This window comes from Variovorax sp. 01N425, from assembly GCF_056399465.1.
The window spans coordinates 278,962-293,093 of sequence record NZ_JBFTRJ010000008.1 but is presented as its reverse complement, the minus strand read 5'-3'; the positions used below and the strand labels follow the sequence as shown (position 1 = coordinate 293,093).

General features: G+C 66.8%; 16 protein-coding genes. 4 read left to right on the top strand and 12 right to left on the bottom strand.

Annotation, left to right across the window (positions count from 1 at the left end; genetic code table 11):
* Positions 1–92: 92 nt before the first annotated feature.
* Positions 93–479: a type II toxin-antitoxin system PemK/MazF family toxin gene (locus tag AC1DSC_RS16915; RefSeq protein WP_208856353.1), complete on the bottom strand. Its 387-nt coding sequence runs from the start codon at positions 477–479 to the stop codon at positions 93–95.
* 4 nt (positions 480–483) lie between these two features.
* Positions 484–756 carry a type II toxin-antitoxin system Phd/YefM family antitoxin gene (locus AC1DSC_RS16910; RefSeq protein ID WP_015865757.1) on the bottom strand — a complete coding sequence of 91 codons (273 nt, stop codon included), beginning with the start codon at positions 754–756 and terminating at the stop codon, positions 484–486.
* 282 nt (positions 757–1,038) lie between these two features.
* On the opposite strand from AC1DSC_RS16910, the gene AC1DSC_RS16905 reads away from it, so the two are divergent.
* Positions 1,039–2,547: a PPC domain-containing protein gene (locus AC1DSC_RS16905; protein WP_150106890.1), complete on the top strand. Its 1,509-nt coding sequence runs from the start codon at positions 1,039–1,041 to the stop codon at positions 2,545–2,547.
* 103 nt (positions 2,548–2,650) lie between these two features.
* Here AC1DSC_RS16905 and AC1DSC_RS16900 read toward each other — a convergent pair whose 3' ends face one another.
* From AC1DSC_RS16900 to araD, 3 genes are read right to left on the bottom strand one after another with little or no spacing between them, the layout of a single operon-like run.
* A complete protein-coding gene (locus tag AC1DSC_RS16900; protein WP_015865759.1) occupies positions 2,651–3,634 on the bottom strand; it encodes a Bug family tripartite tricarboxylate transporter substrate binding protein in 984 nt (327 codons plus the stop codon).
* Between the two features lie 46 nt (positions 3,635–3,680).
* Positions 3,681–4,391: a ribonuclease activity regulator RraA gene (locus AC1DSC_RS16895; protein ID WP_015865760.1), complete on the bottom strand. Its 711-nt coding sequence runs from the start codon at positions 4,389–4,391 to the stop codon at positions 3,681–3,683.
* 20 nt (positions 4,392–4,411) lie between these two features.
* Positions 4,412–6,139 (bottom strand): L-arabinonate dehydratase, encoded by a 1,728-nt coding sequence (gene araD, locus AC1DSC_RS16890; protein ID WP_015865761.1) that lies wholly within the window; start codon positions 6,137–6,139, stop codon positions 4,412–4,414.
* An 82-nt stretch (positions 6,140–6,221) separates the two neighbouring features.
* On the opposite strand from araD, the gene AC1DSC_RS16885 reads away from it, so the two are divergent.
* The gene (locus AC1DSC_RS16885; protein WP_015865762.1) at positions 6,222–6,917 is read left to right on the top strand and encodes a GntR family transcriptional regulator; all 696 of its coding nucleotides are present in this window, start codon (positions 6,222–6,224) and stop codon (positions 6,915–6,917) included.
* Positions 6,918–6,967: 50 nt separating this feature from the next.
* Positions 6,968–7,537: a flavin reductase family protein gene (locus AC1DSC_RS16880; protein WP_015865763.1), complete on the top strand. Its 570-nt coding sequence runs from the start codon at positions 6,968–6,970 to the stop codon at positions 7,535–7,537.
* 42 nt (positions 7,538–7,579) lie between these two features.
* On the opposite strand, the gene AC1DSC_RS16875 is transcribed toward AC1DSC_RS16880, so the two are convergent.
* The 6 genes from AC1DSC_RS16875 to AC1DSC_RS16850 form a co-directional block, all read right to left on the bottom strand.
* On the bottom strand, positions 7,580–8,602 hold the full coding sequence (locus tag AC1DSC_RS16875; RefSeq protein ID WP_015865764.1) for a zinc-dependent alcohol dehydrogenase family protein: 1,023 nt from the start codon (positions 8,600–8,602) through the stop codon (positions 7,580–7,582).
* Positions 8,602–9,180: an amino acid synthesis family protein gene (locus AC1DSC_RS16870; RefSeq protein ID WP_015865765.1), complete on the bottom strand. Its 579-nt coding sequence runs from the start codon at positions 9,178–9,180 to the stop codon at positions 8,602–8,604. Before AC1DSC_RS16870 ends, AC1DSC_RS16875 begins: the two co-directional genes overlap by 1 nt.
* Before the next feature lie 10 nt (positions 9,181–9,190).
* The gene (locus tag AC1DSC_RS16865; protein ID WP_015865766.1) at positions 9,191–10,195 is read right to left on the bottom strand and encodes a tripartite tricarboxylate transporter substrate binding protein; all 1,005 of its coding nucleotides are present in this window, start codon (positions 10,193–10,195) and stop codon (positions 9,191–9,193) included.
* A 67-nt stretch (positions 10,196–10,262) separates the two neighbouring features.
* Positions 10,263–11,126, bottom strand: coding sequence for a fumarylacetoacetate hydrolase family protein (locus tag AC1DSC_RS16860; protein ID WP_015865767.1), 864 nt, complete (start codon positions 11,124–11,126; stop codon positions 10,263–10,265).
* Between the two features lie 36 nt (positions 11,127–11,162).
* Positions 11,163–11,714 (bottom strand): VOC family protein, encoded by a 552-nt coding sequence (locus tag AC1DSC_RS16855; protein ID WP_015865768.1) that lies wholly within the window; start codon positions 11,712–11,714, stop codon positions 11,163–11,165.
* Positions 11,715–11,747: 33 nt separating this feature from the next.
* The gene (locus AC1DSC_RS16850) at positions 11,748–12,464 is read right to left on the bottom strand and encodes a GntR family transcriptional regulator (protein WP_015865769.1); all 717 of its coding nucleotides are present in this window, start codon (positions 12,462–12,464) and stop codon (positions 11,748–11,750) included.
* Between the two features lie 31 nt (positions 12,465–12,495).
* On the opposite strand from AC1DSC_RS16850, the gene AC1DSC_RS16845 reads away from it, so the two are divergent.
* Positions 12,496–13,089 (top strand): NADPH-dependent FMN reductase, encoded by a 594-nt coding sequence (locus AC1DSC_RS16845; protein ID WP_015865770.1) that lies wholly within the window; start codon positions 12,496–12,498, stop codon positions 13,087–13,089.
* Between the two features lie 16 nt (positions 13,090–13,105).
* Here AC1DSC_RS16845 and AC1DSC_RS16840 read toward each other — a convergent pair whose 3' ends face one another.
* Complete coding sequence (locus AC1DSC_RS16840) at positions 13,106–14,119, bottom strand: TRAP transporter substrate-binding protein (RefSeq protein ID WP_015865771.1); 1,014 nt, start codon at positions 14,117–14,119, stop codon at positions 13,106–13,108.
* Positions 14,120–14,132 lie beyond the last annotated feature (13 nt).

Below are 14,132 nucleotides of genomic sequence, written 5' to 3'. Positions count from 1 at the left end.
CGCGGCGCGGAAGGCCTTCGAGTTCGCGCACGGTCGACCGATCCGGTCTCAATCCCTTGACGTGGTGGCTCGCTTTCCCGAACGAATCGCGGTCAGAATTCCCGCCTTGATCTGGTCGAATAAGGCTGGCGGGAGGAACCCGTAATCGACACGCGAATCCCCGGTCGCAATTGGCCGCAGTCATAGCCCGGCCACGTGAAGCGATTGACTTCGGTCAAGATCACCCACGACCTTTCGCCGTGCAGCCCAAGGTGACTTTTAACCCTTGGTGGAATCTCGATTCCCAACGAAGCATCCTCTGGTTGCGAGTGCGTGATTGGCGACACTGTGACAACGGCCTGCCCCTCGTCTTCCTCCACGGCCGTCACGATGACGCAGGGGCGATTCTTTGCCCCTTCGGTGCTTCCGCTCTGTTGCTCGTGACTCCATAGATAGGCAAAGGACACCACAAGGCCCACCTCGGGCACAGGAAAGGCCATTCGCTCAGTCGGCCAGGAGTTCGTTCAGCGTGTCGTGCCGCGCATCCATGCGGCTATTTGCAAGGGCCCGAATCGCCTCTTCGGGTAGGTCCTGCACGGCATAGGCCTTCGTGGCACGAGCTTTCAGGCGCACAAGCTCGTCGAACTCCTTCCGAGAGATGAAGTAGCCCGTCACACGGTTGTGACTCGTGACTGCCACAGGCTCGGCCTGGACGATCTCGCGATAGTGGCCGAAGTTCTTGGCGAACTCGGTGGAAGGAACAGTGATCACGATCATCTCCGTGTTTTCCGTATTTTTCGCAAATTCCGTCCAGCCTGCAAGAAGGCGGCATCCTTGCCACGCTGGGCTTTCGCGCCATACCCGCATCTGCAGCACGCACACGACCTGTTTGCCGTACTGAGGTCGCGGTTCGAACTACCCGTGCACTACCGCTGCGAAAAGACTTACGCAGAGGCTGATGGCAACTTAACTCTACGTTGACAACTTCATCGACCCCGACATCATGATTCCCGCGGATCGGGGGAAGCCCTCCGATGCCCATCGCGAAAGAAGGAATCCATGCCCCATACCTTGCTGCGACGACTTTTGATGTCACTGGGCTGCCTGTCGGGATTTGCCGCTGCTTCTCTGGCGCAGGCCGCGCCGCTCGGCGATCCCTTCATGGTGAATACCGCCACCGCGGGCAACCAGCGTCCGGTCTACTTCTCCGCAGGATCGAACGGCGAGAAACTTCTGATCTGGTCCGACGCCGCGGCAAATGCCACATACGCTCAAAGAATCAGGTCGTCAGGAACGCCTTATCTGACCAAACACCTGATCCAGGCGCCTCCGGCGTATGCGAATTTCTCGGTCGACCGCATCGGCAACTTCGTCTTCGGAAGCGAGCCGGGAAGAGTCACGGCCTATGACAGAAGCGGCACTCTGCTCTCCAGTTTCCAAACCACTCCGGATTCATCGAGCACGGTCGCCAGCATGGACACGGATGGCAACATCACTGCCGCCTACTCGCGCTCGGCCTCGGAAGGGGCGCCTCGTACGATTGCAATCAGGCGATTCAATACCCGCGGAGTTCCCATCGGTCCCGAAGTCATCGTTGCATCGGATGCCCCGGACAAACTCTCCGGCCCCAGTTCGATTGCCACCGACGATGCAGGAAACATCGCATTGTCATTTGCGACCAGGCCCGGTCCCACGGCAAACCAATCCAACATCATGATCCAGCGCTTCAGCCGCGCAGGTGTTGCGCTGACTCCGGCGCTTGTCGTCGGCGCCATCCGATCGATCTACAGTTCGGGCGGCCGCATTGCCATGGACCCCGGCGGAAGATCCGTCATCAGCTGGAGTGCTTCCCAGGATGACAACTACACCTGGAACATCTATGCCCGCCCCTATGACGCGAATGGCAACCCCAGCAGCGGATTGGTGCGAGTCAACCAACGCATCCACGAAGGCCAACCCTGGCCGAATCCGGGGGTTGCAGAGAACGGCGATTTTGTCGTTTCGTGGATTGCATCGAGCGGCGTGGTCGGTGGCCCCCAGACCTCTACATTGGCGGCCAGGCAATTTCGCAGCGACGGAACTCCAATTGCCGACGAATTCCGAGTCGACCCGCCGCAACCCCAATTTGGAGCCAACCCGCTGCTGGCCATGGACCCGGTGGGAAATTTTGCAGTGACATGGGTTAGCACCTCTGCCGCGACCGGGTGGGACGTCATGGTGCGCTCCTTCAAGATGGACACCCGGCCGCCCCTTGTGCAGCTCCTGGACAACCAGGCCGTCCAAGGCCTGGCCGGCGGCACCGACAGCTGGAGCTACTACAGGATCACCGTCCCACCCGGCGTCGCGCAACTCAACGTCAACATGACCGGCCCCGTCGGCGGTGGTGATGGCGACATGTACGTCCGCCTCGGCGCACTTCCGTCGTTGACGGCCTGGGACTATCGCCCCTACGTAAACGGCAGCAACGAAGCCATCGCGATCAGCAATCCCCTGCCTGGCGACTTCTACATCGCGATCCACGGGCGCAGCGCGTACTCGTCGGTCGGCCTGACCGCCAGCTACGACTGAGGCCCGCCTCCTGAAGAGCTTTCGCCGTGCACCCGACCCGGCGTCGGCGGCGAAAGCTTCGGTCTGATGTGCCGCGAGAGGGGTGGGAGCTCCAGGCAGACTCTCAGTCCGCGGTCGCGCCCGACTTCTTCACCAGCTCGGCCCAGCGCGGGATCTCACGCGCCATGTGGTCGCGCAGTTCCTCGGGCGTGCTGCCGACGATCTCCATCGCCAGCTGGCCCGAGAGCTTGGCCTGCACGTCGGGCTGCTTCAGCGCCTTGACGATCTCGGCATTCAAACGCTGCACGATGGGCTTGGGCGTGCCCTTGGGCGCATAGACCGCCTGCCACGACGACATCTCGAAGCCCGGCACGCCCGACTCGATCATGGTGGGCAGTTCGGGCACCAGCGCGATGCGCTTGCCGGTGGTCACGGCCAGCAGCTTGAGCCGGCCGCTCTTGACGAGCGGCAGCGCGGCCGTCACCTGGTCGAACATGAAGGGCACCAGGCCCGACGCGACGTCGGTCATGGCCGGCGGCGTGCCCTTGTACGGCACGTGCGTGAGCTTCACGCCGATCATGTCGGCGAACATCTCGCCCGCCAGGTGCGTCGAGGTGCCGGCGCCGGACGATGCGAAGGTGCGCTTGGACTCGTCCTTCTTGAGCAGCGCGATGAGTTCGGCCACCGAGTTCACGCCGAGCTGGCTGTTGACGATCAGCACGTTGGGCAGCCGCCCGACCAGCGACACGGGCTCGAAGTCCTTCATCGGATCGTAGGGCAGCTTCTTGTAGAGGCTGGCGTTGATGGCGTGCGTGCTGATGGTGCCGCCGAACAGCGTGTAGCCGTCGGGCGCGGCCTTGGCCACGTAGGCCGCTCCGATGCCGCCGGCCTGCCCCGGCTTGTTGTCCACCACCACCGACTGGTGAAGGCTCTCCTGCAGCTTGTTCGACAGGATGCGGCCCACGATGTCGGTGGAGCCGCCGGCCGTGAAGGGCACGACGTAGGTGATGGTCTTGGCGGCGGGCCATTCGGCTTGTGCGAGGGCCGCGGCCGGGGCCAATGCAAGTGCGGCGAGCAAAAGGCCCGCGGCGCGTTGGATGAAGGGCATGGTGTTGTCTCTGTTGTCGTTGGTCGTCGTCGGAAAAAAGCCGGCGTCAGCGCCCGCGGGCCTCGCGCCAGGCGGCGAACTCGGTGCGGCTTTGCTCGTCGGTCGGCGGATAGAGGCCGAGGATGGAGCGGCCCTCGAGCACCTTCTCCTGCACGAAGTCCTCGAAGACGGTCATCTCGGTGGCCTCGGCCGCGACCTCGTCGGCCATGGCCGCCGGAATCACGATGACGCCTTCGGCATCGCCCACCACCACGTCGCCGGGCCACACGGCCACGTCGCCGCAGCCGATCGGCACGTTGATGTCGATCGCCTGGTGCAAGGTCAGGTTGGTGGGCGCGCTCGGGCGCTGGTGGTAGGCGGGAAAGCCGAGCTTCGCGATGTCGGGGCTGTCGCGAAAGCCCCCGTCGGTGACCACGCCGGCCACGCCGCGCTTCATGAGCCGGCTCACCAGGATGCCGCCGGCCGAGGCGGCGCGCGCGTCCTTGCGGCTGTCCATCAGCAGCACCGCGCCCACCGGGCACTGCTCCACGGCCTGGCGCTGCGGATGGCTGCGGTCGTTGAACACGGTGATCGGGTTCAGGTCCTCGCGCGCCGGCATGTAGCGCAGCGTGAAGGCCTCGCCGACCATGTTGGGAAGCGTCGGGTCGAGCGGATGCACGTCCTGGATGAACTGGTTGCGCAGTCCGCGCTTGAACAGCGCCGTGCACAGGGTGGCGGTGCTGACCTTCATCAGCTTCTCGCGGGTTTGGGGATTCACGTGGGTCTCCGTTCAGGTCTTCAAAAGATGTCCGGCTCGGGCACCGGCCGGCCGAAGGTGGTTTCGAGAAAGTCGAAGTCGCAGCCCTCGTTGGCCTGCAGGATGTGGCGGCCGAACATCCAGCCGTAGCCGCGTTCGTAGCGCGCAGGCGGCGGTGTCCAGGCGGCCTTGCGGCGGGCCAGTTCCTCGTCGCTCACCTCGAGATGGATGGTGCGTGCGGGCACGTCCACCGTGATGCGGTCGCCCGTGCGCACCAGTGCCAGCGGCCCGCCCACGGCCGCCTCGGGCGAGCAGTGCAGCAGGCAGCCGCCGTAGCTGGTGCCGCTCATGCGCGCATCCGACAGGCGCAGCATGTCCTTCACGCCCTGCTTCAGCAGCTTGGTCGGGATCGGCAGCATGCCCCACTCGGGCATGCCCGCCCCCTTGGGGCCGGCGTTGCGCAGCACCAGGATGTCGTCGCCGGTCACGTCGAGCGCGGGATCGTCCACCGCCTGCTTGAGCGCCGGATAGTCGTCGAATACCAGCGCGCGCCCGGTGTGCTGCAGCAGGTGCGGCGCGCAGGCGCTGGGCTTGATCACCACGCCGTCGGGCGCGAGGTTGCCGCGCAGCACGGCCAGCGCGCCTTCGGCATAGATGGGGTTGGCGAGCGGGCGGATGACGTCGTCGTTGAACACCTCGGCGCCCACGATGTTCTCACCGAGCGTGCGGCCGTTGACCGTGCGCGCCTCGGTCTTCAGGTGGCCGCGGATGCGCTCGAGCATCGCGGGCAGGCCGCCCGCATAGAAGAAGTCTTCCATCAGGTAGGTGTCGCCGCTCGGCCGGATGTTGGCCACCACCGGCACCCGGCGGCTCGCCGCATCGAAGTCGTCCAGCGTGACCGGATGGCCGGCGCGGCGCGACATGGCGATCAGGTGGACGATGGCGTTGGTGCTGCAGCCCATGGCCATCGCGCAGGCGATGCCGTTCTCGAAGTTGGCGCGCGTGAGCATGCGGGCGGGCGTGAGGTCGTCCCACACCATCTCGACGATGCGGCGGCCGCACTCGGCGCTCATGCGCACGTGGTTGGCATCGGCCGCCGGAATGCTCGAAGCGCCCGGCAGCGTGAAGCCCACGGCCTCGGCGATGCCCATCATGGTGGCGGCGGTGCCCATGGTCATGCAGGTGCCGTGGCTGCGCGCGATGCCCGCTTCCATCTCCTGCCAGGCCTGGTCGCTCAGCTGGCCGGCGCGGCGCTGGTCCCAGTACTTGAAGGCGTCCGAGCCCGAGCCCAGCACCTGTCCGCGCCAGTTGCCGCGCAGCATCGGGCCGGCCGGCAGGTAGATGAACGGCAGCCCCATGGAGAGCGCGCCCATCGTGAGGCCCGGCGTGGTCTTGTCGCAGCCGCCCATCAGCACCGCGCCGTCCACCGGATGGCTGCGCAGGAGTTCTTCCGTCTCCATCGCGAGGAAGTTGCGGTAGAGCATGGTGGTGGGCTTGACCATGCTCTCCGAGAGCGAAATGGCCGGCAGCTCGAGCGGAAAGCCGCCCGCCTGGAAGATGCCGCGCTTGACGTCGTCCACGCGCTGCTTGAAGTGCGAGTGGCACTGGTTGGCGTCGCTCCAGGTGTTGACGATGGCGATGATCGGCTTGCCGACCCAGTCGGCGGGCGCATAGCCCATCTGCATCACGCGCGAGCGGTGGCCGAAGGAGCGGAAGTCGTCGGGCGCGAACCAGCGGGCGCTGCGCAGGGTGTCGTAGGAACGTGGCATCGGGGCGGAACCGGTATTCTTCGTGGAATCAACTACATTAAAACACTAATATATCACCCGGTCAAAGCGAAAATTCGAACGAATGACAGCCCTCCCCCGGATCCGACTCGACCGCACACGCCTTGCAGCACCCCAGGTGCTCGAAAAGCTGCGCGGTGCCATCCTTTCCCTCGAACTCGTGCCCGGCACCGTGCTGGTCCGCCAGGAGCTGGCCGACCGCTTCGGCGTGAGCCAGACGCCGGTGCGCGAGGCCCTGCTGCGCCTGGCCGAGGAAGGCCTGGTGGATGTGTTCCCGCAGCACGCCACCTTGGTGAGCCGCATCGACGTCGACGCCGCGAAGCAGGCGCACTTTTTGCGCCGCTCGATCGAGCTCGAGATCGTGCACCAGCTGGCCGAAGAGGCGCCGCCCGAACTCGTGGCCCAGCTGCAGGCCCAGGTCGCGCTGCAGGCCACGCTGGCGGCGGCGCGGCAGTACGGCGACTTCGTCGGCGCCGACCGCAAGTTCCATCACCTCATGTATGAAGCCGCGGGCGTGCCGAGCCTGTGGGACATGGTGTCCCGCGTCTCGGGCCACGTGGACCGCCTGCGCCGCCTGCACCTGCCCACGGCCGGCAAGACCGAGGCGATCCTGCGCGACCACCGCGCCATCGTGCGCGCCATTGCAAAGCACGACGGCGCGGCGGCGCAGAAGGCGCTGCGCGAGCATCTCTCCGGCACGCTGAGCTCGCTGCCGGAGATCTGCGCGCGGCATCCGGATTTCATTGCGGGGAGGAGCTGAGACGCGCTTCGCGGTACCGTACGCATTTCCGAATGCGAAAAGGTATCGCAATGACGAAAAAGAAAAAGCTTTTCGCCAAGGCGGACTTCCCTGTTTCCCAGGTGCGCCGGTTCCTGGAGCCGGGCCCGGTCGTGCTCCTGTCTTCCCGATGGCAGGGGAAGAACAACATCATGACGCTGGGCTGGCACACGGTGATCGAGTTCACGCCCTCGCTGGTCGGCTGCGTGATCGCACGCACGAACCACAGCTTCGAAATGATCCGCCGCAGCGGCGAGTGCGTGATCAACCTCCCCACGCGGCCGCTCACCGATGAGGTCGTGCGCATCGGCAACAGCTCGGGCGCCGAGATCGACAAGTTCGCGGTCTTCGGCCTCACGGCAGTCAATGCCGAGCGCGTGGAGGCGCCGCTCATCGGCGAATGCCACGCAAGCTTCGAATGCCGCGTTCACGACCGCAGCCTGGTCGGCAAGTACGACTTCTTCATCCTCGAGGTGGTGAAAGCCCACGCCGCCGAGTCGCCCCGGCATCCGAAGACGATCCACTACACCGGCGACGGCGTTTTTCTTGAATCGGGCAAGGCGTTCAGCCGGCGATCCTTGTTCCGGAGCGCGCTGCTTTGAATCGCTGCGCCCGACGCCCGCGGCGGGTTCTCGCGTCGTTGCCTAGTCACGAGGCGAGCCGCCAGGCAGCAGCACGATCTTGCCGACCGCGCTTCCGCTGTCGAGCACTTCGTGTGCACGGCGCGAATCCGCCAGCGCGAAGCAGGTGGCGGGGGGCGCATGCACGCGTCCCTGCGCCATCAGCGCGATCGCGGCCTCCATGAAGCCGCGCCGCTGCGCCGCGTCGGCGTCGATGGCGTGGATCGAGAACGTGCGTACGGCCAGGCTCCTGCCCAGCAGCCGCCGAAGCTCCTCGAACACGTCACCGGCCGGTGGGCCGTTGACGATGTTGTAGGAAACCGCCATGCCGAACGGCGCAAGGGCGCGCAGGCAGGCGATGAAAAGATCGCCGCCCAGGTGGTCGAAGGCCAGGTCCACGCCGCGTCCGCCGGTGAGCTGCATGACCTTCTCGGTCAGGCCTTGCGGGTCGCTCTCGATCACCTCGTGCGCGCCGTTGGCCCGCGCGAAATCCCGCTTCTGCGGCGTCGACGCGGTCCCGATCACGCGCAAGCCGCGGTCGCGTGCCACCTGCACCAGTGCCGTGGCCACGCCGCCGGCCGCGCCAGGAATCAGCACGGATTGCGCCGGCAGGTTGCCGTTGCTCGACAGCATGGCCAGCGCCAACTGGAAGTTGCCGAGGCTCACGGCATCCTCGAAGCGGATCGCATCGGGCAGCACGAAGGGCGCGGCCTCGGGCACGCAGATGGCTTCGGCATAGCAGCCGCCGCGCTGCGCGAGCTCGCGCGCGCTCACGAACACGCGCTGGCCCACCTGCAGCGCGGTGACGCCAGGGCCGATGGCATCGACGATACCGGCCATCTCGTTGCCGGGAATCGCCGGCATTGGCGGCATCCATTTGTAGGTGCCGTTGCGGATCAGCACGTCGGGGCCGCCGGCGCCGATGGCCATGGCCTTGACCCGAACTTCGCCGGCCTGCGGCTGCGGCAGCGGCAGTTCCACGAGCTGCAGCACCTCGGGGCCGCCCGGTGCCTGCAGCTGGATCGCCTTCATCGTGGGGCGCGACATCAACGCTGCCCGTCGTGCACGGACACCTTGTCCTTGGTGAGCCCGCCCAGGCGCGCATGCACGCGGCCTCCGGTGCCCATCACCAGCGCGAACAGGATCTCGTTCGGCCGCGGCGCATCCTGGATGCCGATCTCCATCGAGTTGTAGTGGCTGCGCACGTACGCGGCGTGGATGTAGTGCAGCGGCACCATCAGCCGGTAGCCGGTGGCGGCCACCGCCTTGGCCGACGGCACGATCGCCTTCGGCTCGCCGAGCACCTCGCGCATGGCCCAGCCGCCGGCTTCGTGCCAGACGGCGCCGTGCTCCATCTCGCCGTTCACGCCAACGATCGCGGCCTTGCTGTAGACCTCGACCTTGTCGCGCCCGAGCGTCTCGACCAGTTCGGTGGCCAGCAGCGTCCCGAGCGCGCGCAGCTCGGCCATGAAGGGCAGCAGGTCCGGCTCGTAGCGGCCTGCGTAGGGGTTGTGGATGACCGCGCAGGCGGCCGCCAGCCTGAGCGGCGTCGCGGCCGGCGGACCGCCCTCGTGGTAGATGGTCTCGATGCAAAGACTGCGCTTGCGGATGTCGATCAGGGACATGGAGGGGTCCTTATTGCTTGGGGATGTGAGCATCGTTCACCACGGCGGTCCACCGCTTGAGCTCGGCGGCCACCATGGCGGTCATTTCTTCGGGCGTGCTGCCGCGCGCTTCACCGCCCATTTCTTCGAGCCGCGCACGCACGGCCGGCGCCTGCAGGGCCTTGAGCGCTTCGGCGCGCAGGCGGTCGACGACCGGGCGCGGCGTGCCCGCGGGCGCCATGAAGCCGGCCCAGGAGCGCACGTCGTAGCCGGGCACGCCCTGCTCGGCCACGGTCGGCAGCTCGGGCATCTGGCTCCAGCGCTGTGCGCCGGTGGTGGCCAGCGCGCGGAGCTTGCCGGCCTTGATGTTGGCCAGCACGGCCGTGGGCGGCGCGATGATCATCGGCACCTCGCCGCCGAGCAGCGCCGCCACCGAGGCCGCATCGCCGCGGTAGGGAATGTGCAGCATCTCGACATTGGCGCTCTTCACCAGCAGCTCGCCCGCAAGATGATGCGTGGAGCCGATGCCGGCCGAGCCGTACGACACGCCGCGCGCATCGGCACGCGCCGCGGCGAGCATCTCGGCCAGCCCGCGGTAGGGCGAGTCGGCCCGCACCACCAGCAGGAACGGAAAGTAGGTGATCGTCGAGACCATCTGGAAGTCCGTCACTGTCTGGTAGCTGAGCTTGTTGTAGAGCGCGCCGGCCACCGCGTGGCCGCCCGTGGCCAGCAGCAGCGTGTAGCCGTCGGGCTTGGCGCGCGCCACCGTGCCCGAGGCAATGGTGCCGCCCGCGCCGGTCTGCGCTTCGACCACGAAGGGCTGGCCGAGCCCCTTGGCCATTTCCGTGCTGACCACGCGCGCGATGGTGTCGGCGTTGCCGCCGGCCGCAAAGCCCTGGTAGATCTTGATCGGCTTGTCCGGGAAGCCCTGGTAGATCTTGATCGGCTTGTCCGGGAAGCCCTGGGCCAGGCCGTGAAGGGGTGCCGCGCAGGCCAGGGCCAGGCCTGCGGCGACGAGCGAGCGTCTGTGCCACATGGTTTTGTCTCCAATGTTGTGGAATGAAGGCCGCGGCTTGTGCCGCCGCGGTCCGGGTCCGGGGGCCTCAGTCCTGCTGGACGATGGGATTGCGCAGCACGCCGATGCCTTCGATCTCGACCTCGCACACGTCGCCCGGCTTCATGAAGCGCGGCGGCTTCTTGCTCCAGCCCACGCCGGCCGGCGTGCCGGTGGCAATGACGTCGCCGGGCGCGAGCGTGAAGATGGTCGACGAGTAGCTGATGAGCTTCGGAATGCTGAAGATCATGTGGCCCGTGTGGCTGCTCTGCACCACTTCGCCGTTGAGCCGGGTCTCGAGCTTGAGTTCGCGGCCGGGCGCGATCTCGTCGGCCGTCACCATCCAGGGGCCGAAGCCGCCGGTCGACTCGAAGTTCTTGCCCGAGGCGATCTGCTTGGCATGGAACTGCCACTCGCGCACGCTGCCGTCGTTGTAGCAGGAATAGCCTGCCACATGATCGAAGGCGTCGGCCTCGGCGATGTTGCGCCCGCCCTTGCCGATGATGACGGCGAGCTCGCCTTCCCAGTCGAGCGATTCCGACACGTGCGGCCGCACGATCGGCTGGTTGTGTGCGCATTGCGAACGCCACACGCGCAGGAAGATCGGCGGCTGCTCGGAGAGCTCGCGATGCATGCCGGCGGCCAGCACCTCCTGGTGGTGGTCCATGTAGTTGCGCACCGCGCACACGATCTTCTCGGACCTGGGGATCGGCGGCAGGTAGGTGATGTCGGCGAGCCTGGCCGCGATGGGCAGTCCTTCGACATGCTGCGCCGCCTGCAGGTACTCGCCCGAGGCGATGTAGTCGACCAGGCCCGCATGCTGCGGCCGCGCCTTGCCGAGATCGACCACGCCGTCGCCGACGACGGCGCCCCAGGTTTCGCGGCCTTGATGGACAAATGACAAAAGCTTCATGGGAACTCCGGTTGAAATGTGCGGTTGGATGAAGAGTCAGGGCGCGGCCGGCGAACGCGACTCGAACTGCGCCTGCCACTGCGCGAGCGGCATGAAGCTCGGGTCCTTGCGGCAGGCCTCCTCGGTCTCGCGCATGAGGGTTTCGTCGTCCTTGGTGAGGTCGAGCGGATCGCCATGCGGCTGCGCGATGTAGAACGGCGTGTCGACGTAGATCTCCACCGTGTTGCCTTCCGGGTCCAGCATGTAGACCGAGAGCGCGTTGCCGTGGTTCAGGCCGCGGATGTTGGTGGCGCCCCGGGCCTCGGCGCGCGCGGAGATGTCGCGCAGGTGCTGGATGCTCGGCACCACGAACGAGATCTGCATCACGGTGCTGAACGTCGCCTCCGCCGGCCGGCCCGAGGCGAGCACCAGCTGGTGGTGCTGGTCGGGGCTCGCGCTCGTGAACACCAGCTGGTTCCTGAAGGTGCGGCCCTCGCCGCGGTCGGTGATCGTGAGGTCGAAGGTCTCGGTATAGAAGGCCACCATCCGCTCCAGGTCGGTGACGAAGATGCCGAAATGCGAAGGCGTGGGTCGTGCGACCTTGAGCATGCTGTCTGTCTCCGGTGGCGGGCTCTGGCGTCCCTAGGATTGCGCGGCCTGGGCCGCCTTGAGTGCGGCAATCACGTTGCGCTGCGTGCTCAGGATGTGCTCCTCCAGCAGCGCGCAGGCCGTGTCCGCATCGCGGCGCAAGGCGGCGTCCATGATCTTCTTGTGCTCGCTCGACTTGCGGCGCGCGGTCTTCCGGTGGCGCGCGGAAAACCGCCGGTAGCGCTCGGCCTGGTCGAACAGGCTCGCGCCCCAGCCGCGCTGGCGCAGCGACGGGCAGGCGGCCAGCAACGAGAGGTGGAAGCTGCGGTGCAGCTGCGACCACTCGCCATCGAGAATGACCGGCCCGTCGCTCAGGCGCGACTCGACTTTCTCCAACCGATGGAAAGCGGCGAGTACCGTGGCCTCCCAGGCGTCGTCGCCGTGCGCGATGGATTCGCGCAGCGCGGGCACGTCCAGCATGATGCGCATGCGCGTGATGTCGGCCAGGTCCTCTTCGGAGATCGGCGCCACGCGAAAGCCGCGGCGCTCGTCGGCGCGCACGAGCCCTTCCTGCGCCAGGCGGCTGAGCGCCTCGCGCAGCGGACTGCTCGAGTAGCCATAGGCCGACTGGAGCTCGTCGAGCTTGAGCTTGGCGCCGGCCTCGAAGGTGCCGGCCAGGACGTCCTGCCGCAAACGGTTGAATGCCTGCTCGGCCAGTGGCGGCTCGTTGGCGGTAACTTCTGGTTTGTGCATGGAGTTAATTTTATGCATAAACTCTGGATTTTGGAGATAAGGGATCACCATGACACGCAGCACATCGATCGCCGGCATCCGCCTGCTCGGCATTTCCGGGAGCATCCGGCGCGACTCTCACTGCACTGCGGTGCTGCGCAGCCTGCAGCCGTTGCTGCCTGCGCCGGCAACCATCGAGCTCTTTGCGCTGAACGATGTTCCGCTCTACAACGCCGACCTGGACGGCGATGCGCCGCCCGCAGCCGTGGCCCGGCTCAAGGCAGCGATTGCAGAGGCCGACGGCCTGGTCCTGTGCTCGCCCGAATACAACTACGGCATGCCCGGCGTGCTGAAGAATGCGATCGATTGGGCATCGCGGCCCAGCTTCGCCTCGCCGCTCAAGGGCAAGCCGGTCCTGATCGCGACCGCCTCGCCCGGCACCGCGGGCGGCGTGCGCGCGCAGGCGCAGATCCGCGATGCCCTGGCCGCCACGCTCGCGCGGCCCGTGGTGCGGCAGCACGTCGCCATTGCGAACGTTGCCACGCGCATCCGCGACGGCCGGCTCCATGACGAACCGACGCTCGACTTCCTGCGGGCGGCGCTCGCCGATCTGCTCCGGGAGATCGAATTGCTGGACGGCGCCGCGTCCCTCCAGTCCCTCTAGACGGACTGCCTCGGAGCTACTTGCGCACCTTGGCGATCTCCGACATCAGTTCCTTGACCGTGGCCTCGCCCACCGATGCGGAATACTTGTCGATCACCGGCTTCACCTTGGCGCGCAGCTTCTCCATTTCTTCCGGCGGCAGTTCCGAGACGGTCATGCCCGCCTTCCTGAGCGCCTCGAGCGCGCTGTCGGCGGCGCTGCGCGAGGCCGCACGCTGGAACACGGTCGAATCCTTCGCGGCCTCGGTGAGGATCTGCCGCTCGTCGGCGCTCATGCCGTCCCAGGTCTTCTTGCTCACCAGGAGCGCCTGCGGGTTGTAGACGTGCCGCGTCTGGGTGATGTACTTCTGCACCTCGGCAAACTTGGAGGCAAGGATGGTGGTGTTCGGGTTCTCCTGCCCGTCGACCGCCTTCTGGTCGAGCGCCGGATAGAGCTCGGGGAACGGCAGCGGCGCGGGGTTGGCGCCCAGCGCGCTGAACAGGTCGATGTAGATCGGCGATTGAATGACGCGGATCTTGAGCCCCGCGATGTCGTCGGCCGCCGCGATCGGCCGCTTGCTGTTGGTGAGATTGCGAAAGCCCAGGTCCCAGTAGCCAAGGCCGTGCAGGCCCTTGTCGTCGAGCCTGGCCATCAGCTTCTGGCCGAAGGGCCCGTCGGTGACCGCATCGGCCTCCTTGCCGCTGTTGAAGAGGAACGGAAAGTCGAAGACTGCGAACTCCCTGACCTGCGCCGAAAGGATGCCGGCGTTGAGCACCGTGAGCTCGACCGTTCCGCCCTGCAGCGCGGACACGGTCTGCAGGTCGCCGCCGAGCGTGCCGCCCGGAAACAGCTTGACCGTGATCTTGCCGCCGGACTTGGCCGCGACGATGTCGGCGAACTTCTGCGCGCCCTGCGCCTGCGGATGGCCGGTCTGGTTCTGGAACGCGAACTTGAGCGTGCGTTCCTTGACCTGCGCGCCGGCACCGGCCGCCGCCAATGCGGCGAAGGCCGCGATGGCCAGCGCCAGCCATTTCTGCTTCGAGCCTTTCATGGGAGTCTCCTTC